This is a genomic window from Brevibacillus fortis, from assembly GCF_046196545.1.
GTDB classification, from domain to species: Bacteria; Bacillota; Bacilli; order Brevibacillales; family Brevibacillaceae; genus Brevibacillus; species Brevibacillus fortis_A.
The window spans coordinates 3,932,154-3,955,617 of the sequence record NZ_CP176370.1 but is presented as its reverse complement, the minus strand read 5'-3'; the positions used below and the strand labels follow the sequence as shown (position 1 = coordinate 3,955,617).

At 40.0% G+C, this 23,464-nt stretch carries 20 protein-coding genes and 1 pseudogene; 10 read left to right on the top strand and 11 right to left on the bottom strand.

Annotated elements, in window-relative coordinates; translation table 11 throughout:
* The first annotated feature begins 88 nt into the window (after positions 1 to 88).
* Positions 89 to 358: a transposase gene (locus tag ACKKE8_RS19635; protein WP_409174526.1), complete on the top strand. Its 270-nt coding sequence runs from the start codon at positions 89 to 91 to the stop codon at positions 356 to 358.
* Positions 359 to 560: 202 nt separating this feature from the next.
* Positions 561 to 710, top strand: a complete 150-nt coding sequence (locus tag ACKKE8_RS19630) for a hypothetical protein (RefSeq protein WP_409179166.1) — start codon at positions 561 to 563, stop codon at positions 708 to 710.
* Positions 711 to 735: 25 nt separating this feature from the next.
* Here the strand turns inward: ACKKE8_RS19630 and ACKKE8_RS19625 are convergent, their stop codons facing one another.
* The gene (locus ACKKE8_RS19625) at positions 736 to 1,314 is read right to left on the bottom strand and encodes an MFS transporter (RefSeq protein WP_409174525.1); all 579 of its coding nucleotides are present in this window, start codon (positions 1,312 to 1,314) and stop codon (positions 736 to 738) included.
* 3 nt (positions 1,315 to 1,317) lie between these two features.
* Entirely contained in the window at positions 1,318 to 2,751 is a 1,434-nt protein-coding gene (locus tag ACKKE8_RS19620) for an FAD-dependent oxidoreductase (protein WP_409174524.1), read from the bottom strand.
* 677 nt (positions 2,752 to 3,428) lie between these two features.
* Here ACKKE8_RS19620 and ACKKE8_RS19615 point away from each other — a divergent pair.
* The 7 genes from ACKKE8_RS19615 to ACKKE8_RS19585 all read left to right on the top strand — a co-directional run bounded on the left by ACKKE8_RS19615 (position 3,429) and on the right by ACKKE8_RS19585 (position 12,218).
* Positions 3,429 to 4,898: a spore germination protein gene (locus ACKKE8_RS19615; protein ID WP_409179165.1), complete on the top strand. Its 1,470-nt coding sequence runs from the start codon at positions 3,429 to 3,431 to the stop codon at positions 4,896 to 4,898.
* Positions 4,876 to 5,973, top strand: a complete 1,098-nt coding sequence (locus ACKKE8_RS19610; protein ID WP_409174523.1) for a GerAB/ArcD/ProY family transporter — start codon at positions 4,876 to 4,878, stop codon at positions 5,971 to 5,973. The genes ACKKE8_RS19615 and ACKKE8_RS19610 overlap by 23 nt, the downstream gene beginning before the upstream one ends.
* Positions 5,970 to 7,091: a Ger(x)C family spore germination protein gene (locus tag ACKKE8_RS19605; RefSeq protein WP_409174522.1), complete on the top strand. Its 1,122-nt coding sequence runs from the start codon at positions 5,970 to 5,972 to the stop codon at positions 7,089 to 7,091. Before ACKKE8_RS19610 ends, ACKKE8_RS19605 begins: the two co-directional genes overlap by 4 nt.
* A 387-nt stretch (positions 7,092 to 7,478) precedes the next feature.
* Positions 7,479 to 7,769 (top strand): multicopper oxidase domain-containing protein, encoded by a 291-nt coding sequence (locus tag ACKKE8_RS19600; RefSeq protein WP_409179164.1) that lies wholly within the window; start codon positions 7,479 to 7,481, stop codon positions 7,767 to 7,769.
* A 792-nt stretch (positions 7,770 to 8,561) separates the two neighbouring features.
* Positions 8,562 to 9,992, top strand: a complete 1,431-nt coding sequence (locus tag ACKKE8_RS19595; protein ID WP_409174521.1) for a spore germination protein — start codon at positions 8,562 to 8,564, stop codon at positions 9,990 to 9,992.
* Positions 9,993 to 9,996: 4 nt separating this feature from the next.
* Positions 9,997 to 11,091, top strand: coding sequence for a GerAB/ArcD/ProY family transporter (locus ACKKE8_RS19590; RefSeq protein WP_409174520.1), 1,095 nt, complete (start codon positions 9,997 to 9,999; stop codon positions 11,089 to 11,091).
* Positions 11,088 to 12,218, top strand: a complete 1,131-nt coding sequence (locus ACKKE8_RS19585) for a Ger(x)C family spore germination C-terminal domain-containing protein (RefSeq protein ID WP_409174519.1) — start codon at positions 11,088 to 11,090, stop codon at positions 12,216 to 12,218. Before ACKKE8_RS19590 ends, ACKKE8_RS19585 begins: the two co-directional genes overlap by 4 nt.
* Here the strand turns inward: ACKKE8_RS19585 and ACKKE8_RS19580 are convergent.
* The 4 genes and pseudogenes from ACKKE8_RS19580 to ACKKE8_RS19565 all read right to left on the bottom strand — a co-directional run bounded on the left by ACKKE8_RS19580 (position 12,199) and on the right by ACKKE8_RS19565 (position 15,979).
* Positions 12,199 to 12,447: a hypothetical protein gene (locus ACKKE8_RS19580; protein ID WP_409174518.1), complete on the bottom strand. Its 249-nt coding sequence runs from the start codon at positions 12,445 to 12,447 to the stop codon at positions 12,199 to 12,201. The genes ACKKE8_RS19585 and ACKKE8_RS19580 overlap by 20 nt on opposite strands.
* 795 nt (positions 12,448 to 13,242) lie before the next feature.
* Complete coding sequence (locus tag ACKKE8_RS19575) at positions 13,243 to 13,860, bottom strand: GerAB/ArcD/ProY family transporter (protein WP_409174517.1); 618 nt, start codon at positions 13,858 to 13,860, stop codon at positions 13,243 to 13,245.
* Positions 13,770 to 14,297: pseudogene (locus ACKKE8_RS19570) on the bottom strand (GerAB/ArcD/ProY family transporter). Before ACKKE8_RS19570 ends, ACKKE8_RS19575 begins: the two are co-directional and overlap by 91 nt.
* Before the next feature lie 686 nt (positions 14,298 to 14,983).
* Positions 14,984 to 15,979, bottom strand: a complete 996-nt coding sequence (locus tag ACKKE8_RS19565; RefSeq protein WP_409174516.1) for a DGQHR domain-containing protein — start codon at positions 15,977 to 15,979, stop codon at positions 14,984 to 14,986.
* 141 nt (positions 15,980 to 16,120) lie between these two features.
* On the opposite strand from ACKKE8_RS19565, the gene ACKKE8_RS19560 reads away from it, so the two are divergent.
* Positions 16,121 to 16,465 (top strand): helix-turn-helix domain-containing protein, encoded by a 345-nt coding sequence (locus ACKKE8_RS19560; protein ID WP_137028223.1) that lies wholly within the window; start codon positions 16,121 to 16,123, stop codon positions 16,463 to 16,465.
* Positions 16,466 to 16,515: 50 nt separating this feature from the next.
* On the opposite strand, the gene ACKKE8_RS19555 is transcribed toward ACKKE8_RS19560, so the two are convergent.
* The 5 genes from ACKKE8_RS19555 to ACKKE8_RS19535 all read right to left on the bottom strand — a co-directional run bounded on the left by ACKKE8_RS19555 (position 16,516) and on the right by ACKKE8_RS19535 (position 23,446).
* Positions 16,516 to 16,998, bottom strand: a complete 483-nt coding sequence (locus ACKKE8_RS19555) for a hypothetical protein (protein ID WP_142496544.1) — start codon at positions 16,996 to 16,998, stop codon at positions 16,516 to 16,518.
* Positions 16,995 to 18,248 (bottom strand): DNA polymerase IV, encoded by a 1,254-nt coding sequence (locus tag ACKKE8_RS19550; RefSeq protein WP_409174515.1) that lies wholly within the window; start codon positions 18,246 to 18,248, stop codon positions 16,995 to 16,997. Before ACKKE8_RS19550 ends, ACKKE8_RS19555 begins: the two co-directional genes overlap by 4 nt.
* A 354-nt stretch (positions 18,249 to 18,602) precedes the next feature.
* Positions 18,603 to 19,214, bottom strand: a complete 612-nt coding sequence (locus tag ACKKE8_RS19545) for a hypothetical protein (protein WP_409174514.1) — start codon at positions 19,212 to 19,214, stop codon at positions 18,603 to 18,605.
* Positions 19,201 to 20,886 (bottom strand): hypothetical protein, encoded by a 1,686-nt coding sequence (locus tag ACKKE8_RS19540; RefSeq protein ID WP_409174513.1) that lies wholly within the window; start codon positions 20,884 to 20,886, stop codon positions 19,201 to 19,203. The genes ACKKE8_RS19545 and ACKKE8_RS19540 overlap by 14 nt, the downstream gene beginning before the upstream one ends.
* A complete protein-coding gene (locus tag ACKKE8_RS19535) occupies positions 20,879 to 23,446 on the bottom strand; it encodes a hypothetical protein (protein WP_409174512.1) in 2,568 nt (855 codons plus the stop codon). Before ACKKE8_RS19535 ends, ACKKE8_RS19540 begins: the two co-directional genes overlap by 8 nt.
* Between the last annotated feature and the right edge of the window lie 18 nt (positions 23,447 to 23,464).

Below are 23,464 nucleotides of genomic sequence, written 5' to 3'. Positions count from 1 at the left end.
TATTGATATTATCCCCTTTGAGTAGACAGTGTAAAAAGCCCGCCCACCTAACGCTGGGTGGTACACCCTACTTGGAGGGGATTTTCTCATGGCTAAAAAAGGTCAAACATTCAAGCGATATTCCGAGGCGTTTAAGCTGAGGGCAGTAGACATGTACGAACAAGGAGGGATGAGTTATAGAGCAATAGCTAAAGAATTGGGGTACCTTGTAAAACGCAAGTTCTGCAATGGGTTCAAAAGAAAAATAGTGGTCAAGGTTTTGTCGATCAGAGAGGGAAGAATTGTTCTAGTGACAACTCCATTTGTTGGTCGTCCAAGAACCAAGTTTACTACTGTGGAAGAAGAAAGAGACGTGTAGAAAGCAACCCTACATTCAGATCAGGGCTTCCAATACACTTCTCGGCAGTACAATAAGCGAATAAAGGAACTTGCCATAAGTGGCAGCCACTCCCCAATGGAAACTGCCTTGATAACGCCTAGGTCGAATCCTTTTTCACGCATCTCAAAACTGAGACATTGTACTTTACTGAGTGTAAGACAGAGAAGATCTCATTTAAGTCATTGAAAAATACAATTGGTTTTATAACCATGAACGGTTTCAGAAAAAATTAAACCAGTGTGCCTCGGTAGAATACCGAAACACACTGGTTACTTATGCTTTTTTAATTTGTCTACTTAACAGGGATAAGACGAGGGGATTGGTCTTTTGATTGTCGTGCAACTCATTCAACGTATTTAGTTTACGTTCGTTTCTTTGTTCATGTCTTTGTTCATGTCTGAATTGGCTTTTCGTATTCGCCAACACGCCCACGCACTGAAGCCGTACAATAGCGCGCTCGTATAAAACAACGCATTGATTGTTAGCCAGTCGATGAGGTAGCCCCCAAGAATCACTGCAAAGCCAGATGAGACCGAAGTCCAGAAATGATAGGAACCGATGATTGTTCCGCGGGCTCCGTTTTCCGTGTGATCTGCTAGCAATAGCCGTTCGCTCATTTTTTGCATGGCACTACAGCTTCCCATAACAAATTGGAGAACTAGCACCCACACATATGACGTCACCCATGGAAAAGCAAGCATCGCCAGCATCATTCCTAGAGAACTGATCATGAGGATTTGAATGCCATGCCTGTCCAATCGTGGAGCAAGCCATTGAGAAATGGCCGCAGAGCTTATCGTAAAGACGGCAAAAGCTAGTCCATACTTGGAATAACTGTTACCTAGATTCTTAAGAAATAGCAAATAGTACGGGTATACCATTCCTGCGGCCAGCGTAACGACGCTTTGTGACCGAATGAGCCATTTTACCGTCATGCCCTATTCCCCCTTATATTGTTCATAAAAATAGTTCATGAACAAATGTTCCGGATCATATTGATCCTTCTTCACAAAAAACTCTTTATACCGCGGATATATAGTTTGGAACTGCTCCAAGCTCGGATAAGCAGCGTAGGGCAAATAATAGGTTCCGCGATGCCTGATGACTTCGTCGATAATTCGTTGGATTCCCTTTTTAAATAAGCTCTGTCCTTGCTCCTCAAGAGGAACGTTAAACAAGCATACGAGCGCAAACATATCCTCCCGCGCATACGACAAAGTTGCTTCCTCGTCTTGATTCACGTAGCGAACCGTAATGTTTAGCAGTTTCAAATTTTCCTGTGGCAATATCGTTTTAAGACGATGTACAAAATCAGCGAACTGGTCGACAGGAATGAAATATTCCTGAAGAAGGTCGTTCTTGCCAATCCCTCTGTACTCCATAAATTCCGTTTCTGAACGCATAGCATTATTACGACTAATTACGCTATTTTGCTGTACCTGGAAGAATTTTTGCTGGAGATTCCAGAACATATTTTTTCCCCAATCGAAAGAACGATTGAGATGAAATAAAAGCTTAGTAGGAATGACCAAATCCTCTGTCGCTTTTAACGTATTGTGCTCTATCAGGGGGACGGTCTTGTCCACCGTATAGTTAATGGCATACATGTCTGTAAGAAAATGATCGGGCGCCACTGATATTCGTGCGTAATGCATGTGAATATCCGGATTTGATTTGACCTGGCTCAAGAAATAGTTGCTGTACTCGTCAACCGTCATGGCCTCAGACGTCGTCCTGTAGATTTCATCTTCTGTAAGTGTCAAGGTTACATCTAAAATAATCCCGAATAACCCATATCCTCCGAGGACAAGTGGAAATAAGTCAGCATTCTCCGTTCGGCTGACTTGCTTAATCTCACCCTTTGAAGTCAACAGCCGAAAGGACTCTACGCTTTTGATCAGCGAGCCGTTACGGATATCCCTACCGTGAGCGTTAATGCTAATCGAGCCACCCACGGTAAAAATATTTTGTGATTGCATCGTCTTCACCGACAACCCGTAGGGATTTACCTTGTCCTGAATATCTTTCCAAGTTGCCCCTGCTTGAACGCGAATGACTTTCGTTGCCGGGTCAAACGATACGATTTTGTTGAAATGAGTCATGTCAACGACAATGCCGTCCTTGTAATAAGTGTGGCCACCTTGACTGTGCCGCTGTCCGGCTATGGAGACGGTCAGGTTTTTATCTCTTGCTTCTTTTAGTAAATGAATTAGTTGCTCTTGTTCTTTACCATCCACCACTCGCTCGACTTTTACAGGATGCAGCCTGCTATAGTCTGTGATTAGAAAGGGATCCTGATCTATCGTATCCAGCAATCTGTAATTAACAAGACATAACGCAACAAGCAACAATAATGTAATACTTTTTTTCATGGGATCTCCAACCTTTTGCTTTACTGGACTAATCATCTTTCAAACAGTCGTCTCATAGCGAGCACGGTGTTAAACATATCAAAGGAACCGAGATCAAGACAGTACCATCTTTTTTTAGTACCTCGTTGGATTGGCTGATTTCAGAGGTTAAATTAGAGAGATCAAGGGGCAGTCAAACCATGTCACATCGCGTCGAACAGGAAACGTTGATCGAAAACAAAGAAGCCTTTGCTGATGCTAAAAAAACTTTTTGACTTTTCCTGGGCCGATAAAGCATTCCATTTTAAATGAGGAAAACAAACGTCAAGGTTAAATCCCGTTGACTCATAGCTTTCTGGACATCACCGGGCATTCGATCAATTAAATTCTTTGGGAAGCGAAAATATGAATTAAGCTCCTTACCTTTTTCGTGTATCTTGAACAAACTGAGACGCGATAGCAAAAATACAGCGACAGTCTAGGACTTTTCTTGTCCAAGGCGGTCGCTGTTTCGATTTCTGGGGTCACTTCACCAATGATTGTTTTTGTTTTCAATTTCCCAAAGAGCAGGGGGTTTTTGGAATAATACTCATGTTAATGGTTACATTAATGAAAATTGGATCGAACCTAGGTGAAAAACATTGAGGGATCATTTAAGGAAATTGATTTTGAAAAATCGTGCTGAAATAGGCCAGAGCATGAAAATAGGCATGTTTTCTTCCGTGCAGGAAAATATAGAATACATTCAAAACAAGCTGTTTCATTCAGGTGATCTGAAGTGGCGGAGCATTTCATTGAATCAAGTGGAGGGATACATTGTATATTTGGAATCTCTTACTGATCAACAGAGAATCCAAAAAGAGATCATTCAGCCTATAGAAGAAAAGAAAGTAGGAATCGTGGAAGATATCATTACTTCCGTGGAAATTGGGATAAAATCGGATCTCAGCCAGTTACCTACGGCTTTAGTGCAAGGAAAAGGCATATTGTTATTTGAAGGTTCCGCAGAAGCTTTTGTTGTCGGAGTTGGGGCAGATTATAAACGGAGTATATCAGAGCCGGTGAACGAAGGTGTTATTCGCGGCGCACATGATGGTTTTATAGAGCACCTCATCACGAACTTGTATCTGGTACGAAAGCGTATAGAAAATCCAAACCTGGTCGTTCGCTACTACCAGGTGGGAAACGAAGCCAAAACAAAATTGGCTCTTCTCTATATGCAGGATCTGGCCAATTCAGATTTGGTTAGAGAAGTGGATTCCAGACTTGGTGCTATTGTAATGGACACCACCCTCTCACCTGGATTCATTGCTGAATTGATTGAAGACAATCCATTTTCCCTTTTCCCCCAAATCTTATTTACAGAAAGGCCAGATCGTGCGGTAGCTCATCTCATGGAAGGCCGTGTCGTAATTTTATCTGATGAAGATCCATCTGCGTTGATTTTACCTGTGACTTTCTTTGCTTTTTATCAAACTCCAGACGATTATCACAGCAGGTGGATAGTTGGATCATTCCTAAGGCTGATTCGTTTGTTTAGTTTTATCACTTCTTTCCTCGTACCTGCACTATATATTGCCGTAGTTGCCTTCCATCCTGAAATTCTTCCTTCTAATTTGATCTATACCGTAAAAGGCAGCGTAGACAGAGTTCCATTTCCACCGATCGTGGAGGCCTTTCTCATGCAGATTACATTAGAGGTGCTACGTGAAGCAGGCATTCGTTTGCCGAGCCGAGTAGGTCAGACCATCGGTATTGTTGGCGGTTTGGTCATCGGTGAATCCGTCGTTCGAGCTGGATTAGTTTCATATCCCATGGTTATTGTTGTGGCTTTAACCGCTATTTCTTCATTTGTAGCCCCATCCAATGAAATTAGTACGGTATCTCGTATTCTAGGCTTCCCGCTTATGATTTTGGCCGCGATGTTCGGTTTGATCGGGATCATGTTTGGATTGCTTTTTATCTTAATTCATTTATGTAAATTAGAGTCATTTGGAACAGCTTATTTTGCACCTGTCATGCCTCTCCGAATCAAAGACCTGAAGGATACGTTTACACGCTTTCCAATCTGGAGCTTGGATCAGCGTCCCCAAGACCCGCATCCAAAAAGAGTACGTCAAGAAAGATCTTCAAGGGGGTGGAAACATGATGACCCCGGAACAAAATAGTATTACTCAGGGGCAGCTGATGTTTTTTGTTATACAATCTCAAGTGGGCGTTGGAATTCTAACTCTTCCTCATAAAATGCAGGCAGCCGCCAAGGGAGGAGGATGGATCTCTACCTTAATCGCCGGTTTTGTTGTACAAGTGGTGATTTTAATTCTTTGGGGGCTTTGCAGACGTTTTCCATCCGATAATATCTACAGTTTCTTGCCAAAAATCACAGGAAAGGTAATTGGAAATCTGCTTGGATTCGCTTATATTGGCTATTTTTTGTTCACTGCGGGAACGATTTTAGGCTTGTTTGCCGATGTCGTAGGAAAGTGGGTGCTCCAATTTACACCGAGATGGGCATTATTGCTTCTCACCCTTCTCACTTGTAGCTATTTGGTTATCGAGCGCCTTCGCGTGATTGCCAGATTGTTTGTCATCTCTTCGTTTACCATCGTTGTCATGGTGTTATTATCTTTGATCGGTTATGCTAACGCGAATTTTACTTATCTCTTCCCTATAACAGAAGCGGGCTGGTGGAATATCATCGAAGCTGCGAATGAGGCATTGTTTCCGCTAGTCGGGTACGAAGTGCTATTGGTGATTTTTCCTTTTGTTGAAGGGAAAAGCGAGGGGAAATTAAAAGCAGCTTCTTTAGGGAATATGCTGATTACGCTTTTTTATACATTCGAGGTATTTACCAGTTTAGTCATTTTCAGTCCTGCGATTATGCCAGCCGTTTCGGAACCTACCATCTATATGCTAAAAGGATTCTCTTTCCAGATTATTCAACGGATCGATTTAATCTTTTTATCTATATGGATTTTTATCGTTACCACTGCCATTGTCTCGTGGCTATATATGGCAACGGCAGGCTTAGGTCACTATTTTCACCATGATAAACATAAAAAGGCGGTATTCTATGCCGCTTTCATTGTTTTTATGCTCGCTCTGATATCTCAAGATCCGTCGATCACCGACTTCTACGATCGAATAATTAAGATTTCTCATTATACATTTGTGATTGTACTTCCTTTGATACTACTCATCTTCTCGTATCTGTCAAGGAAAAGGAGGAAGTTGGCCAGATGAAAAAAATCGGTATGATGAGCGCGGTTCTTGTTGTTTTCCTTATGATAACCGGGTGCTGGGACCAAGATCTTTTAAGAAATGCTCGTTTGCTTTATGGAGGAGGGTTCGATCTCGCTCCTGATGGAAAGCTGTTAACGACCTTTGTTATACGGGACATGCCCGAGAGCGAACAACAAAGTCCGAAAAACGAAATTATCTACGCAGTTGGCAATACGCCAAGGGAAGCCCGCAATAAAGCAGACGATCAGATATCCCGGCTGCTTCGTACCTATAGAAATCGGGTTATTCTCCTCGGGGAAGAGTTGGCAAAACAAGATATTTTTCCGATCCTCGATATTTTTTACCGTGATCCCAAGAGTGCCTTAAATGCGAGGATTGGGGTGACGCAAGGGAAGGCGACCGACATACTTTCCCTTAAAAGAGTAGGGAATGTGTTAATCGCAGAAGAAATTGATGAATTAATCAAGAGTAATGAAGAGACGACAACCGTTCCCAAAGTAACTCTTGAAACAATTTATCCAGTGATGCTAGATCTTGGAGAAGATTTTGTTCTTCCCTACCTCATGCATAAAGGGAACCGAGTGGACGTTTCTCGGATTGCTATGTTTCATGATCAGCGATTGACAGGGGTACTGAGCCCAGATGAATCAACCATGTGTTTATTATTACAAGACAGCAAGGGGAAGCTGGCGAGATTCACACAAAAAATAAATGCTCAGAATGGCAAGTCAAACATCAATGAATTTATAAGCTTTAACGTAGATAAATCAAAGCGAGAGATGGAAGTGTCTATTCAACCGGACGGTCAAATTTCGGTTAAGCTGGATTTAAATTGGAAAGTGAGTGTCGAGGAATATCCCAAAGATCAGTTAGATGGTAAAACAATGATTGCACAGTTAAACCAGCTACTATCCAAAGAAATGACTGATTTAGCTAAAAAAACACTAAAAAAAATGCAAAATGCCCGCTGCGATGGATTAGGTATCGCCAGGCAGCTCATGGCGTTCCATCCTGATATTTGGAAAAAACAAAAAGAAAATTGGGGGAGCCATTATCAACAAGTGAAGTTTGATCCTAACGTTCAGGTGGAAATTAGGAAAAAAGGGATTATAAACTAACCATGTGAACCATCATTTTCCCAATAAACAATTAATAAAGAAGAGTGATTTATTCAAGTTCACCCGATGGAACGAAGCTCGTTTATTTAGGTTACATCCGAGATACGAGTATATCTCCGGCTGTAAATCGCCTCTGTTCACTCCAAGCAGAGTGTTAGACTGCTGTACGGTGCACTTTCCTCTTATTCAGAAATAGACTGTAACACAGTGGTCGAAAGGTAAGCCTTGTCCCTGGTACTAATCCTGAATAGGAGGAATACGCTTTGCCGCTTAAAAAATTTGTAACCCCGTTGGCCATCCCACCGACTCTAAAACCGATACGCTGCGGTACGAAAGGAACCTTTTATCAAGTAAAAATGACCCGATTTAAGCAAAGGTTGCACCGCGATCTGCTGCTTACTGTGGGGATATAACAGGAGATATCCGGGGCCGACCATCCGCGCCCGTAAAAGCGAGCGGATTCACGTCAAATGGATCAATAAGCTGCCGCTCAAGCATCTGCTGCCCGTCGACAAAACGATTCCGGGAGCCGGCCCTAGCGTCTCCCGAGGTCCGTACCGTCACTCACCTTCACGACACCGTAGCCTGTCAAGGGAGCGACGGATATGGCATTGTAATATAACCGAACATGAGGACAACGAAATGATGAGGCTGATCGAGTATCATTCAAAAATGTAATTAAGAAAAGGGGTTGGCGGCGTAGTTGAAAGATAGTTGATCGGACACGTATGCGAAAAATGCCCCCCTTAACAATGGGTAGGAAATCGATATGTAGTGTCCAAAACCTCAACGTTGGTAACATCAACACCTGCTCAGAGTGGAACAATTACATCATAGAGAAGCAAGGTTTGCTTGATCGGAGCGGGTAGCTCGCCTTTATCACTCTTGAGCCAGCAGTTGAAGTCATGTAATTGTTTGAGAGAAAAAGCAAATCAAAACACTACAGTAACATTACAAAAGAATAGAATAAAGGTTTTAAACCAATGTTTAAAGCAGTAATCAGGAAAAGAAAAAGCACCACTTAGGGTGTAATCTCTTAACGATTATCTTGTGTATCTAGCGAAAGAGGTTCATACAAAGTGCTGGGTGTGACCCCGATGCATCTTAAAAACTGTAAAAGTGAATTCATGTCTTTTCAGAGTACAACAAATAATAACAGTCTCATTTTAGAAGTGCGAAAGATTCATTTATATTCACATCACCGAATAGTTGGTCAAACAGCTTGCCGTCTTCAGATTGGGAATCAAACGGATTGGACTGTGGAGTTGTATACACATACACCATGTCATTTGATTCTGCAATGGATGTCCCAACAGGGGGACCTGCTTCGCTAGAGAGGCGAGTCCAATCAGTTTTCTACATTAAAAGGCAGATAGAGTGCTGATCTGAGTTGCCAAAGTTTAGGGAATAGCTGATGCGACAATGGGAAAAATAGGGGGGAATATCTGTCCCGGAGAGGAGTTGCCTAAAATGAGAGTCGATCCTTCTCCAGATATAAATGAGAAGGCGTTACGAGGTCTGTTATTTCAAAGCTCGGACTTTAAATCGAGTGACCTTAAAGTCGGAGAACGCTGTTTTCGACTTTTTTACTTAGAGACAATGATTGAGCCTGCTGCCGTGCAGGAACATATTATACTACCATTACTTCGACATACGGACATCACTGTTCGAGAAGCGGTATCCATTTTGGATTATCAGGAAACAGACCTCCTTACAATCGCTTCTGAAGCTCTGGTCGAAGGAAAAACGGTGCTCCAAATCTTTGGAGAAGAAAAACTGTATTTACTTAAGACCGAGCTTAGCAAAGAACGGACTGTCAACGTACCGCTAAACGAGCGTGTGTTACGTGGTTCCAATGAAGCGCTGATTGAAAATCTGCAAACCAATATCAATTTGATGCGAAAGTTGATCGCAACACCAGATCTCGCCGTAAAATTCTATCAGCTCGGACGAAGGTCAAATACGAAAGTTGCTGTTCTTTATTTACATTCACTGGTCAACGAAGTCGTCTTGAAGGAATTCGAACGTAGGATTGGAGCAATAGATATCGATTACGTCGAGGCGCCTGGTTTTCTTCAAGAGCTGATCCAAGATAGAAAGTTCTCGTTATTTCCCCAGATCCTTGTATCCGAGAGACCAGATAGGATTAGGTCTTACTTGATGAATGGTCAAATCGCTATCTTAACCGATGGTTCTCCAGATGGCCTAATCGTTCCTGTATCATTTTGGTCGTTCTTCCAAAGTCCAGATGATTATCAGATTAACTGGTTGCTCGGCAGCACCTTTCGGTTTCTTCGAATCATTTGTTTTATTATCGCGATCACCTTGCCTGGTGCTTATGTAGCCCTTGTCACCTTCGACCCACGAATTCTCCCATATGAGATCACACTGACTTTGCAGAGCTCTATGCAATACATCGCTTTACCTCCTGTTTTTGAAGCACTGTTTATGCTTGGCACGTTGGAAATCCTGCGAGAATCAAGCGTTCGCCTTCCCAGCCAAATTGGCCAGACAATCGGTGTTGTTGGTGGTATTGTCATAGGAACGATTGTAGTCCAATCAAATCTGATCTCCAATATGATGGTTATAGTAGTGGCGTTTACCGGTATTGCTTCTTTTATCGTTCCTTCTCACGAAATGAGTAGTTCTGCCCGATTATTAACGTATCCTTTTATCATCTTGTCGGCATTATTTGGCTTGCTTGGATTGATGCTTTCCTTCCTCTTGGTACTAACACATTTAGCGCGAATAAACACCATGGGGATTCCTTACTTTTACTCTGGGCTTAGCGGAGATACGATTAAAGATACGTTTTTCAGAGGTCCACTTTGGAGTTTGAAGAAACGCACACAAGAAAGCTTAGCACAAGATAAAACGAGAATAAGAACCCCGAGGGAATGATCAAATGATCCATCTAAAAAAGATAACCCTTAATCAGTTGATTTGCCTTGTTATACTTACTCAAGTTGGCGTTCATGTTTTAACCATACCTTATGAAGAATCGAGGAACTCAGGCTACGATTCATGGATATCCGTCCTATTGGGCGGCGTAATCGCCCAAGTCGTTATTCTAATCATTTATCGACTGGCAATAAGATATCCGAATCTGTCCTTACCACAGTATATTTTCGCGATCGTGGGAAAACCGCTAGGAATAGTCTTAAACATCTTGCTTGCTGCGTATTGCGCAGAATCGAGCCTTATGATACTAGTCACTTACACGGATGTCATTAGCCGGTGGGTTCTACTTACGACCCCTTGGCTTGTTATTATTGGTTTGACGGTATTTGTATCGGCATATATAGCATCGAGTTCCCTGCGTTCAATTGCCTCCATTACACAAACCATTATGATTATGTTTCTGATTTGTTTTCTTATCATCTTGATAAGTGGTATGGGAAAGGGGGACTTTCGTCATTTTCTTCCAATAGGCACTCACGGGATCGGGTCGATATTAAAGGATGCACTCCCTGCTTTTTGGGCTTACGCAGGATATGAGCTTCTTCTCTATAGTTTTCCATTCATCAAGAGTAGTAAAAAAAAGGATATCTTGATTGCAATGTCGGTTGCTAATGGATTTACTACATTTTTTTACGGTTTGGTATCGGTTATTGTGACGTTCAATTTCAGCGAAAGTCAACTGAATTCTACCCTATATCCAATGATCTTTATTCTTCGCCAATTTAAATGGCCAATTGTACAAACTCTTGATATTCTATTCATTTCGATTTGGTTCACTGTGACAACCGTAACGGTTTATGTTTATTTGTTTTTGTCAGCACGTTATCTAGCTTTCGTTAGTGGGAAAGAAATGCGGAACCATCCCCTTCTCGTATGGGGGATAGCAATCGTTTGTTTTGTAATTGGTTTATGGGGTTCTGACAGGCAATGGATACTTCAATTCTCAGAGTACCATAATACCGCTACAGCCATTATCATCGCGGTGGTTCCGACGGTACTTCTGCTTATTTCTCTGGTTAGGGGAAAGGCGGAGGTATGATGAAAAAAGCGTCAATCGCAGCATTGTTGTTACTGCTGTTGACCGGTTGTTGGGATCAGATGCCATTAAGACATACTCATCTGGTGGATATCATTGGATTGGACTTGGATGAAAAGAGTAATGACATCGTGCTCGATTATGTGGTCACGACACTAAAAAAAGTAGGTCAAGGCGAAGGAGATCCGGTATCGGAGACGACGGAATTCAAAGGACCGAGCTTAATCGAAGCGGTGGGAAAAAGTGAATATAATAACAAAGGACCATTCATAGCAATCAATACCAGACTCTATTTGTTAAGTGAAAGCTTCGCTACTCATCATCCTGTACAAAAGCTGGTCTTTTTGCTTAATACACCCAATACGGTGATAAACAGCCCAGTAGTTGTAGTTGAGGGGTCCGTATCCAAAAAGTTAAAAAAAGCAGGAACCAAACGATATACGGAGAAGCTAAATAAATTCATCATGTCATTGGAGGAGAACCAAATCATATCCAATGTTTCTATGATGAAGCTAATCTTATCCTATCAAGAAGCATTAGAGGATTTAGCAGTACCTTTGATAAAAGATACGCATTCGGGAGTCGAATTGGGCGGGGCCCTTTTATTTAGTCATGGTAAGTATACAGGCGTAAAAATAGACAATGGACAAGTTCGAATGATGAGATTGCTGTTAGGAAGTGATAATGTTAGGCAAAGGCTCTCCATGAGGCTATCAGGAAGCGGAGAACGTCGACCGTATACGGGCCGAATGAAAAACATCGAATATGCATTTACCGTCAAAAAAGGTGCTTCAAATATTATGGTTGACCCTAAATCAAGCGGAATGCCGAAAGTCAGCATAGAAGTTAAATTGAAAGTAAATGTATACCAATTGGGTGAAGGAGTTTATAAACTTAAGCGTGATTACGTGAATCGGATGGAAGAAACATTAAGTAAACATTTGGAGGAAATCGCGGTTGAAACGATCAAGACGTTTCAAAAAGCCAATTGTGACGTTCTCGGAATAGGAAAGCAAATAAAGGCTTATCATCCAATCCAATGGGGGTCTTTGGATTGGCGTAAAGACTATCCGCGATTGTCTATTGAGCCGAAATTCAATATAGAAATCCTTAACACGGATGAAAATTAGATGAAGGTAGCTTAACAACAGCAGCCTGGTAATGCTCAGTAGACTTTAAGATGACAGTGGGTGAATGACCTGTTAGTTTAGTGACATCGTTGATCAAGTTTAAAAGGTAATGAAGCCCTTCTTGGGTATGAAGGAATGAGAAACTCTTACCGTAAGGTTGACTTTTATCTAAAAACACTTGCCCTTGACTTTGCCCTTTTGATACATCCAGACCAATGACTGGATTCATAGATCTCTCCCTCTCCAAAGAATATTGCCGGCAACCCCTATTAACTGCTTGCAGTTCCACAGCATCGCTAGTGATGCGAGATCTTCTTTTGTCCCAACCAGCCTAAACATGGTTTCCACAAGTAGGGGGTGAACAGTTTTAGCGACGGGATGAGAAGGGGTCAACCAGTAAAAACTGGCTGACCTCATAATACGACGGGTTTGATAGTTAAATGAGTTAGTCTAAAACTTTATTATTCTGTTTAGAGCCATGGATTGCTTCATTCTAACGTTGAGTCTAATACTAATTCTCAGATATCTAGTGATATAGAAGACCGGAACTCCTTGTACCATAAGGGATTCCGGTCTAATACTTTATTTTCAGTGAACACCTGTATCCAGCGTGGAACCCACTCCAAAACATAGCCGATGCATAGCAAGTGGTAGGGAAGATTAAGAGTGAGGGATATCCAACAACCCTTCAAAACTTTGATGATTATAGGCTTTGTGAAATAGGAAATTACAAGCCGAAAGAGATAACTATTCATAAATTGAGCATAGTCGTTATCTCCTTGTATTTAGTATCCCAAATCACACGAGAAAAAAATGTCAATATATGAACAGGGATTGAAATGACAAGTCTTTTCTAGTTATTGAAATGTAACGCTATTTTTAGCGATCAGAGGACTAATATAGTCAAAAACAAGCGCTGAGATGATGCCGAGTATGCCTCAAATTAAGTCAATAAACGCATACCTATTAGACCAAACAAAGAAACAAAGTGTGAAAGGTATATTCTTTCGTTTTTGCCCTGTGCTTATTGTGCAGTATCCTCTGTTTCAAAGGAAATGGGCCTTCTCCCATATCGAATAAAAGTAACGACTGCATATACAACAGGAGTAAAGACGCCTACAAAAAAACCTGGATATGCAAGATAACTATTTAACTTAAATAAATGAACGATGTTTTGTGGGATTAGAGAAATAAAATAAAGAGGGACCATCAGAAAAATAGCCATGAACCGTTGAAACACCATTCCCATACCTAACCATTGGGGAAGGGCATATATCGTTCCGTAGTATATATTAGCAACTGTGGTAAATATAGAGGCTACCCATACTGCAATGAATGCGGATTCCATCCGTTCCAAAATTAATCCTGGTACTCGTACAGTTTTTACTAACTCCAAAGTTGGCCAAACAAGTCTTTGTAATTCTTCGTGGCCGAATACTACAATTGATGCTATAGCAATAGCTGTATATATAATAGCTGATAAACCGATACCGTATATACTAGCGGTATATACACTTGACCCCTTCTTTTTGAATGCAAAATAAATTAACATCAGCTCATAGCCTTGAAAAAGAGATAACGAGCGAAATCCCTCTTGAGATATACGTTCCGAAGACCAATAAGTGGTAAGAGATTGTTCCATTCGCAATGCTGAAAAGAACTAAGGGCAAGCAATAAACTTGAGATCACGATGAGAGGAAATAGTATCTCATTAACTCGAAACACCGCTTCTGGTTCATGAAAACAAAGAAAGATGGCAAGTAATAACATGGTGATGATTATAATTTCTAAAGGAGTATCTATTAAAATGGCCGTCACAACCGTCTCCCCGAAGGTTCGAACAACAGATGCGGTGGATAGGTATTGGAAAGATAAAAATATAATGTTCCAAGGAAAAGTAAGCCAAGTTCTTAGTCATGGAATTCCGTTTGAACTCCAGATCCACTTGCTGTATTGAATAAATGTTTGTCCGGGAAATCGGTAGCTAAGCCATGAGATTAACAGAAGTGAAAGCAAAGAGGGGACTGCGCTTATCAAAGGCACTACCCATCCTGATTCTTTAAGAGAACCTGTTATCAAACGTGGAAAGGAAAGAAAATCGATTCCTATTAGGGTACTGGTGATTAATGCCGTTAGTTGCTACGTTGAGAGTATTGTTGCTGAGACTGGCGGTTGTCTATGTTGAACAACTCCTCTAAGCAAACCTTTTTCTTGTTTGTTTAGTTTGATGAGGGTAGTATTCCAACGCCTTCCTTATTCATGCTAAATTGTGAAAACTATTTTGGTTCGCCTCCAGCTTGTTAACTTAGGAAAGGGATAAAAAGCAATTTATTGCAAATTTTGTAAAAAATACAACGTTGTAATTCTACTTTTGCTGGCGTTACTCAACTACGGTACCATCCAAACTAAATTTGCAAAATTGGACATGCGTGCGGATGCCGTTCACATAAAGCTCAGTACAAACGTTCTTGTATTAGAGACGGACAAACACTGCAGGCCTCCACATCAGTGGGGGCATTTACATTTCAATTGTAAAAAATGTCATTACTACAGTTAGGTAGGAAAATACAATAAACTCGTCTCCACATTAAGCCAAGGCGGGTTGTAGAGTTGTACATCATTACAACTTATCAGAATCAGAAAAAGAACACCTACTCATCATATTGAGAATTAGATGTTCTTTTGAGGAACTGACTTCAATTTTAATAAGTCTCTATAATACGATTTAGCTAAGAGCCTAGAGCCTTGTTTCTGGGCACTTAGCGTCAGCCGATCATTTGCTCTAATAACTCCGAGGCTAGCGTTCTCGAACCACTCAAACCCTTTACATACTTCAATGGCCCCTCACTCGACCATTCGATCCCCTTAAGTTTCTTAATATGACGTGCAGCTGAAGTAAGATCGACTTGTTTACGGGGTTCCTGTATGCAGGTTGCAAGAACTTGGGAACCTGCGATTGATAGAGCATCTAAGCATACAATATGTGTTAAGCGTTGGCCTTTATAGTCCATCCATTCTGAAGGGAACAATTCCTTGATTGTAGAGAAATAAAATGTAGCAAGAGAAAGCTTTTCCTCTTTTGTGAAAACACTTAGTTTTTGATTTTTAAACAACAAGCTTAATGTTCGGTATAAGTTTTGAAGTGTAATATGCCTGCTTTTGTTACGTTTGCCCAGGATACTTCCATTATTATGGAAGGGGCTACCGCTCTGGATTAAGAGCTGTGTTGCAACCCAACTAAGTTCATCAGAATCTCTACGTAAATATTTACTTAATGAGGAGCCTATGCCTTTAGCTTTTGTATTAATCGTATCAAAAAGCCTAATCTCCTCATCTTCATCGAGATAATGAAAGGAAAGGAATGGGATGTTTAAATCCGAATTTGTTTCTTGGATGTACCGCTTTATACCACCTAAACGATGTTGCCCATCCATTAAAGAGGCCTTACCTTTACAGATTAGACGACCATATGCCGGTCGAGCACGATCGTAACAAACAAACTCCCACTTCGATGCAGCGTTGAGTAAGATAGGTGTGAAAAGTGCATCTTCTCCTTTTGAAAGATAAATCGCAAAATCGTGGCTTCTTTTTTGATCGACAGGCCTTTGATATCCTTTACCCGACGGATCATCGTATGGTTTTACATAATATAACCCCATTATGGTTGATGCAGATATATTACCCTGATAGGCAATTTTACCTCTAATTTTACTGACTAGAACATTCTCTATAACTACTTGATTTGGAAGTGTTGTGTCCATATTTCATTCTCCTGTAATGACTATAGTATCTTGGTAACAACAATAATAGTTTTTATAAGATCTAAAATCAATTGGTTTTATATGTTATGACTATATTTAATTGCCTGCATGACTTGCCTACTCTTTAAGAGAGGTGGTTTTATGGCAGGGTTAATTAATCAAATCGGGAAACAAATACGTATTCTTCGAAAAAATCGTGGACTTACACAAGAGCAATTAGGAGAGAAAGTAAAATTACCTCAGTCATATATCGGTGGTGTAGAGCGAGGGGAGAAGAACATCTCAATCGAAACCCTTGAGCGGTTCATTCTTGCTTTAAAAGTTAGCCCTTCTGAGTTATTTGGAACGGAACTACCTTCTGATAAGGAAAAGATTCTGGACTTACTCAAAGTGTTACTTCAAAATCGTAGCTTAAAAGAAATAGAGATCATTTACAACCTATCCAAAGACGTGCTAAGTGCTTTTGATGCCAAAAATGCTGATTAGACTGCTTCAAAAAAGTGGTCTTAAACCGACCACTTTCCGCAGCCGCTGGTCTACTTGTCGCTATTTCTGAACATATCGGAGACATATTTTGAAATTCGCATACTTATTTCTGCTCGTGCTACATCACGCACTATAGCAAAGGTATCCTCATAACCTCGACACACAAACCGATAGTACAGCGCGCTATCTATGCGTTCTTCTTGAAATACTTTAATATTTTTTGCCTTCAGTTTTTTCCTGACCTCACTTAGATCCAGATGGATTCGTGCCATCAATACTTGGGAAGCTTTGAGGTAAAGATTTTTCAATGAATAGGACGAGAGGCCGATTTCTGTACTGTTTTTATCGACTATCGTTAAGATCATCGGCAGAAGAACCGAATCCCTTATTAATTCAAGTTCTTCTTTGCTGGGCAACTCTGGTTTGACCGGCTCTTGTTGCTGATTCTTTCTGCTTAAATATTGTTCCCGGTGTTCTGGAAGCATCATTCGACTGGATTCCCATCGTCCATTATTCTGAAGTTTTTTACTCATCTATAGTGCCCTCCTATTTTCGCACTACGCTCTTGAGCTTGTGCTGCTCCCAATAAAGATGATGCGCGCAAAATCGCTGTGCTTCCGTAGCGATTCTTTATTTGATCTGTGGTGCGTTCTAGCCTTCTGTACCTTTCTCTATTACCGAAGAAGGAAAGTTGGTACTCATCATCACGGCTCAAATTTGATATCACTACTCCAAGTTTTCGAATCGGTTGTCCATCCCAATGGATATAAAACAACTTCCGAGCTACTTCAAACACCTCATTGGTGATATTGGTTGGATCGTCAATCGTGATTTGTCTAAAAAATCCCGTAGGTCTGTCAAAGTCAGCACCTTGAGCTCCTACGGATACCACTTTTCCCATGTAGCCTTTGGCACGGCAACGGCGACAAACTTCTTCGCTTAACTCAAGCAGTATGACGTCGATATCCTCCTTATGGGAATAGTCACGCGGCAAAGTCATTTGATGTCCAACAGCTTGTTGATGATCATGTGTGCCTGGTGTAACTGCGCTTGGGTCTATGCCGTTCGCAGTTTGCCAATACAATTCAGCTTGTATATCACTATTTTTACCCATAACAAGTTTCATTCTACGTTTGAAATCACCAAGCGGAAGTTTGGCTATATCGCCAATTGTCGCAATGCCTATTCGGTTAAAGTGAGCCGTCATCCGTGAACCGACACCGAACATTTTGTTGATGGGCTGAGGCCATAACAGACTATCTATATCGCTTTTAGGAAGCGTGAAAATACCCGTTTCACTTTTTTTAGCCCATATGTCAGTTGCCATTTTCGCCAACATCTTCGTGGAACTTATACCCACCCTGATCCAAACACCGGTAGACATCATTACCTTGACTTGTATTCGTTTTGCAATTTCTTCTGGAGATCCAAAATAAGAAAGCGATCCGGTCACATCCAAAAATTGCTCGTCAATTGAAAATGGCTCAACTAAATCTGTAAAGGATTCAAAGATCTCAGTAATCATTAGTGATACATCGATATAAGTCTGCATGCGAGGACGTATAACGACTGCATCAGGACATTTAGCGAGAGCCTGACCCAACGTTTCTGCCGTAGTTATTCCAAACTTTTTGGCCACAGGACATGCTGCTAAGACGATGCCCGATCTTCTAGCCGGATCTCCGGCCACAATAACGGGACTATTGCGATATTCTGGACGTGCTGCCTTTTCAACAGATGCATAAAATGATTGGCAATCCGCCAACATTATTACGGGCACCACAATGACACCCCCAAATTAATACGAAAATATGTTCTTATTATATACCGAATGTACGTTCGTAATACAAGGGATAAATCATCCAGTTCAGGTATTTTTTCCACCCCAATATTTTACTTCAAGCTTTCTATACAACAATGGTCCCAGAGCTCCTGAATAGAGTTCTGGGACCATTGTATGCAAAACCTTAGGCAAAAGAGGGGATTAACCCTATAAAAGAGAATGTAGGCGCGGCTAAACACCAAGTGAGGGGTGTCAATGGTTGCGCGAATGCGTCGATTTTGAGAGCTATTGTAAAATCCGGTCGCAGCAGGTGGAAAGATCAACATGAGCACACCAGCGTACTTAAAGTGCATATTAAGTTTTTGGACCAAACATGCCAAACTGGTTTATTAAATCAGCGGTAATTTTCTTTTCATTGTTCTTATCATTTTTCTTAAATTCAAATACATTCTTTAAGTTTGAATCTGGATACGATGAAGTTAACGCAATATCTCGATATGCTTGACTAAAATGGTCCACCTGCTCCTGCAACGATCGGATAGTTTCCTTGTCCTGTTTCGATTGCTCATTGATTTTTTTAAAATCCATTTTTAAACGTTCAATCTCTTGTTCCAGTTGTGGAACACTTCTAGCTTGAATAAATAATTTTTGCAAAATACTGCTTACTTGATGAAGTTCTTCAATGAGTTTTTGTTTGTTCGCATAATTGTTTTGAACCAATTCAGACATATTGGGTAAAGGAAGTAGGTTGCTCTGCAAGGCTTCAGTTATTGGCAAAGGGCTATTTAGTGCTTCAATTCTATCTTTCATATTACGAGCCCATGTATTTCTTCCCACACCCGTTTCTCTTTCGAGTTCAATAAAAGTAATCGTTCTAGAAGGGTGCTCCTCAATAAACTTTAACAACAAATTCTCAAGATGCGGCAGGGGATGTTGCTTTGGTCTTCCAACTTTATTTTTCGTCATAATTTTTCCTTTCTATGATAAAGTTAAGCTTAGCGTCGATCACTGCTTTTTGTTCCCTTAGCTTATGAGAATTTCGAGCTAAATAACTGAGCTCTGATTGTGCAAGGGGGTCATATTCGAATGTCGAACAATTATAAGTCATATTACAAGAAAGGCTTTTCATGAGCTGCAATTGTTCTTTAATTCGGCCATTAATACGATCCGATTCATCATTAAGCCAACGAATGACAGAATCGTTGAATTGACTCTCTGGAATAAATAAGTGGGGACAGTACCTGCAATCCCCGACGGGACACATTTGCGGATCAAATGTACAATAACCAAACTCCAACGATGGGAGATTTTCCAACTCCCCTTTTGTATATCGACTAAGCATCCCTTTAGCCCGTATCAGTTTTTCTCTTTCACCTAAAGAGCTAAACGTGTCGTTTTCCAAGTTGAACTTGTGTTGGTCAGCTAGGTATTGAATAGATGACTGGCTTAATTGCTCGAGGTGACTAAAATAATGCATTTGAGAATGAAGAGACTTATGACCACCAACATGGGCAATCGTCATCATATTGAATCCCTGCAACATCATGTTACAAAATGCAAAATGGCGAGTATCCATTGGATTAATTCTTTCCATATTCGAGAATCCGTATTTTTTTTCTACGATTTCATCATAAAAATGCTTAAGTAATAATCTCAATTGAGTAGGAGTAAACGTTTCTTTAATTCTTTTATGAGATATTGCATGAGGTGTTACCCAAGAAGACTCACAGTAGGCATCATAGGATAACAAGTAAGGAGTAGGCTTATATCCCTTAATGGTTTCTTTGTAATCTAAAATAAGCTCATAAATTTCCTGATTAACTTCAAGGGTATCTGAAACATCAATCTCAGTGGTCTTATGGGCACGTAATTTTTTTCTGGGAACTTTCAACAGAAATTTTCCAGATTGACTTACTGAAGCACAATGGTTTTCGAGTGAGCAGAATTCAATTACTCGCATTGGAATGACTAACGTTATTTTCCACCACAATACAATGGGATAAAATACCGGTTTTTCGTAGGAGTTCCATGTCTTTTGAAAATTATTAATAATGGAATCAAAAACTAAAGTATCTTTAAAGTTCGGAAGGTTTCGTACTCCGCTAGTAATGATTGGGAACTGATCCAAGATATCAAAAAGTTCCTTTTTATTATTGAGGTTAGAAAATCCAAGAAATTGCGTAATTACCGATGCTGTTCTTCGAAAGCCAGGTTTTGGTTTAGAAAGAAGCCAGCTCTCGAATTTATCAATTATTTCATTAGAATTACCCTCAAACCCTTGGCAATACAGAATACATTCTTTTAGAGACTTGATTCGAAATTGAGTATACTTATCATCATGTCCTTCCACGAGTCCAAGTAAAGTAAAGCATTTCAGCAGGGATTTCATAGATTGAAACATATCTAAATCAAAAAAAATAGAAGTGGTAGAAGCTGATGTTTCGGAGAACAGTACCCACATATCGTCCTCGAAGTCGTCATTTCGTACCTTTTGTATTGTCTTCATTTTTAAAAATATTCCTTTATAAGAATCAATTTCCGTTATATTAAAAATAACCGTATCAATTGATTGTGCAAAATGTAAGTCACCAATATTCACGATATGCTCATACCTGTTATACCCCTGTAAACTACTCACCATTACCCTCCTCTAATTTCTTTATTTGGAGTGAGTGCTGATGTCGATACGCTTCAGAAACACTCGTCAATAGAGCATCATAATCAATAAATGTCTTAGTGTACTCCATTCCGTATGTATCCGTAGCTTCTTGAAGCAGCATTAACAATCTTTGAATCCAGGCTTTTTCTCTACTTGCGATGACGGGATTATTAGTACCATTTAGAATCGTAATTCTTTTTTGAAGTTCGATTCCGACACTAAGTAATAAATAATTTTTAGGAATCATATTCGAACAGCCAATACAGGATGTTGCAGTAGGATTAGTGCAGTTTGGATAAATAACACATTGCGCATGCTCAGTATGTCCAGGCAGCTTATCCATGTACACTTGCTCCACTAATGATTGGGCTTCGTCAGGGGACATAAGGGATACTCTAATAGCAAGGGACTCTCTTTCTTGTTGTTGTATTCTTAAAAATTCACCAAACTGTTCAAGCTCGTATGGTGTGGGGAAAACGTTCTTATATTCAAGGATCTTTAAAGTGCGCTCGTATAGAGTATCTTTACTTTCCATTTTCGAAAGTGCAAAAGACCTTTCAATTAATAAATTATAGAGGTAACCAAAGTGACCACGATTACATAAGTTCACAGTTGCATTTCCAAGAGGGCCATCTCTATCCGTAGATTGAATATAGATAGCAGTTGAATCTTGTTCTTTGTGACGCCGTGTTTGCTGGACTAAATCTAATGCTACGCCCATTGATTCTGAACTCTCTGTCGCTTTATGAAAAAGATGGGTCATGAAGGAACGATTCATTTTCAAACTACTGAACTTAAATGGGGGAGGAAAAAATTCATGTAGCTTGTGCCTGATAAGAGTGTAGTTATTCGTACCTGTTGTCATAAGAGATTGTTCTTTTTCATTTCTACGATGAAGCTCGCAAATTACAATCATAGTAGAGATAGGAACCAGCATATCCTGGTTTACTAAGAATCGGTTTAGTACCCCTGTTTTTGAAACCTTTAAACGAGTATGGGCAAATGTATTGACTATACGTTGAGAGTGTTCAACGGATAACCTGTTTCCCTCGTAGAACCATTGAAAATCGCTAACATTCATAAATGAAATATCTGGGGAAGGTAATCTCAAGAAATCCGATGACCTCCAAGCATTCGTCAGATGTAATGAGCTGTAAAGCCAAGTGACAGCGTACTGTCTATCATTGAGTGCTTCTAACAAATGAAACTCAATATTCTTTAAATACTTCTCTATTGCAATGAATTCATCTAAAGAATATATATCTTTATTTCCATTAGCCACATGCTTTCTAGCAACGTGGTACTTCTCACGATATTCTGTATGAACTCTCTCTTGTAAATACAACAGGAAAGCAATTAAATTTTTCTGCTGGTTAGTGTTTGTAGTGATTTTGAGTAGCCATTTAATTTCATTATCACTTAACAGAAAAAGCTCCTTTTCAAGTGACATCAAAGTTTTAAATAAAAATGTGAACTCTCTAGCGAGCATCCTCTGATTTTGTAGGTCTGCACGTGAGGTGTTTTGTCTCAAAGCTACAAAATCAAGAAATAATGCTTTTGTTTCAGAAAGGTGCAGGGGAGTTACGATCAAAGAAATTCCATTAGTAAATATGGACTGAGGATCTGTAGTCTTTTCCGTTCTATATTTATCATATGTAGCATAAAACTCCTCAAAATCCGCTATTAATACGACCATTTCCAATTGTCGAGAAAGAAGAAGTACCCATTTTATTTGATCAGCTAAATGTTTGGATAGAAGTGTAAGGACATAACGGCTTGAGACATTGTATTTATTCATAATCTGTTTAACTGTGTAGTATTTACTTGGTATGTCCTCTAGGAATTTTTTGAAAATGTATACATCCTTTTTTAATAAAAAGTACGTGCTTTTCACATTGTTTTTAATAGCACTAATTTCAACTTTAGAGCTTCTGATCATCGTTCGTAACGAATGGACTGAATAACCAAGGATTTCAGCAGCTTCCCCTATGGAATAGTATTCATTTGAGTCTTCGATTTTTAGGAATTTTTCTTTGTACTGTTCCACAGATTCTCTCGGTGCATAATAGTGGCTTTTGTATTTAATACCACCTACTATATGGTTCTTGTGAATCGCGTCAAGAACAGTAGATCTATGAATTTGTAACTCCTGAACGATCTCACTGGTATTCATGAAGTTGGAGATATTCAAGGTCAGTTCCTGTATCAGTTCTGAGTCATCTTTATGGACATAGTTTACTCTGCCTACTTTCCTTCCTCTTATTTGACCTTTACGCAGTTTTCTACCCACCCACACCACAACATCTTGAAGCGGTAATCCAAAATTGGTCGCTATTTCTTTACAAGTTAAATGGGTATGAATAAAAGTTTCATATGCTTCTATAATATTTTCGGAAATTAATATTCTTCGGTTTATTCTTTCAATTTTAATTCCAGATACCTCTTCAAGTGGGTTAAATGTATTGTTAAACCACCATGCAATTTTATCTTTTTTAATGTTTAGACGCTCAGCCGTCTCGGCAATTGTATAATATTTCAAAGCTTGAACCTCCAGCCT

Coding starts and splice junctions, on each gene's coding strand:
- ACKKE8_RS19635 (WP_409174526.1), top strand. CDS start 89: ATGGCTAAAAAAGGTCAAACATTCAAGCGATATTCCGAGGCGTTTAAG.
- ACKKE8_RS19585 (WP_409174519.1), top strand. CDS start 11,088: ATGATGAAAAAAGCGTCAATCGCAGCATTGTTGTTACTGCTGTTGACC.
- ACKKE8_RS19595 (WP_409174521.1), top strand. CDS start 8,562: ATGAGAGTCGATCCTTCTCCAGATATAAATGAGAAGGCGTTACGAGGT.
- ACKKE8_RS19605 (WP_409174522.1), top strand. CDS start 5,970: ATGAAAAAAATCGGTATGATGAGCGCGGTTCTTGTTGTTTTCCTTATG.
- ACKKE8_RS19545 (WP_409174514.1), bottom strand. CDS start 19,214: ATGACGAAAAATAAAGTTGGAAGACCAAAGCAACATCCCCTGCCGCAT.
- ACKKE8_RS19590 (WP_409174520.1), top strand. CDS start 9,997: ATGATCCATCTAAAAAAGATAACCCTTAATCAGTTGATTTGCCTTGTT.
- ACKKE8_RS19555 (WP_142496544.1), bottom strand. CDS start 16,998: ATGAGTAAAAAACTTCAGAATAATGGACGATGGGAATCCAGTCGAATG.
- ACKKE8_RS19575 (WP_409174517.1), bottom strand. CDS start 13,860: ATGGAACAATCTCTTACCACTTATTGGTCTTCGGAACGTATATCTCAA.
- ACKKE8_RS19560 (WP_137028223.1), top strand. CDS start 16,121: ATGGCAGGGTTAATTAATCAAATCGGGAAACAAATACGTATTCTTCGA.
- ACKKE8_RS19620 (WP_409174524.1), bottom strand. CDS start 2,751: ATGAAAAAAAGTATTACATTATTGTTGCTTGTTGCGTTATGTCTTGTT.
- ACKKE8_RS19565 (WP_409174516.1), bottom strand. CDS start 15,979: ATGGACACAACACTTCCAAATCAAGTAGTTATAGAGAATGTTCTAGTC.
- ACKKE8_RS19610 (WP_409174523.1), top strand. CDS start 4,876: ATGATGACCCCGGAACAAAATAGTATTACTCAGGGGCAGCTGATGTTT.
- ACKKE8_RS19625 (WP_409174525.1), bottom strand. CDS start 1,314: ATGACGGTAAAATGGCTCATTCGGTCACAAAGCGTCGTTACGCTGGCC.
- ACKKE8_RS19615 (WP_409179165.1), top strand. CDS start 3,429: ATGAAAATAGGCATGTTTTCTTCCGTGCAGGAAAATATAGAATACATT.
- ACKKE8_RS19580 (WP_409174518.1), bottom strand. CDS start 12,447: ATGAATCCAGTCATTGGTCTGGATGTATCAAAAGGGCAAAGTCAAGGG.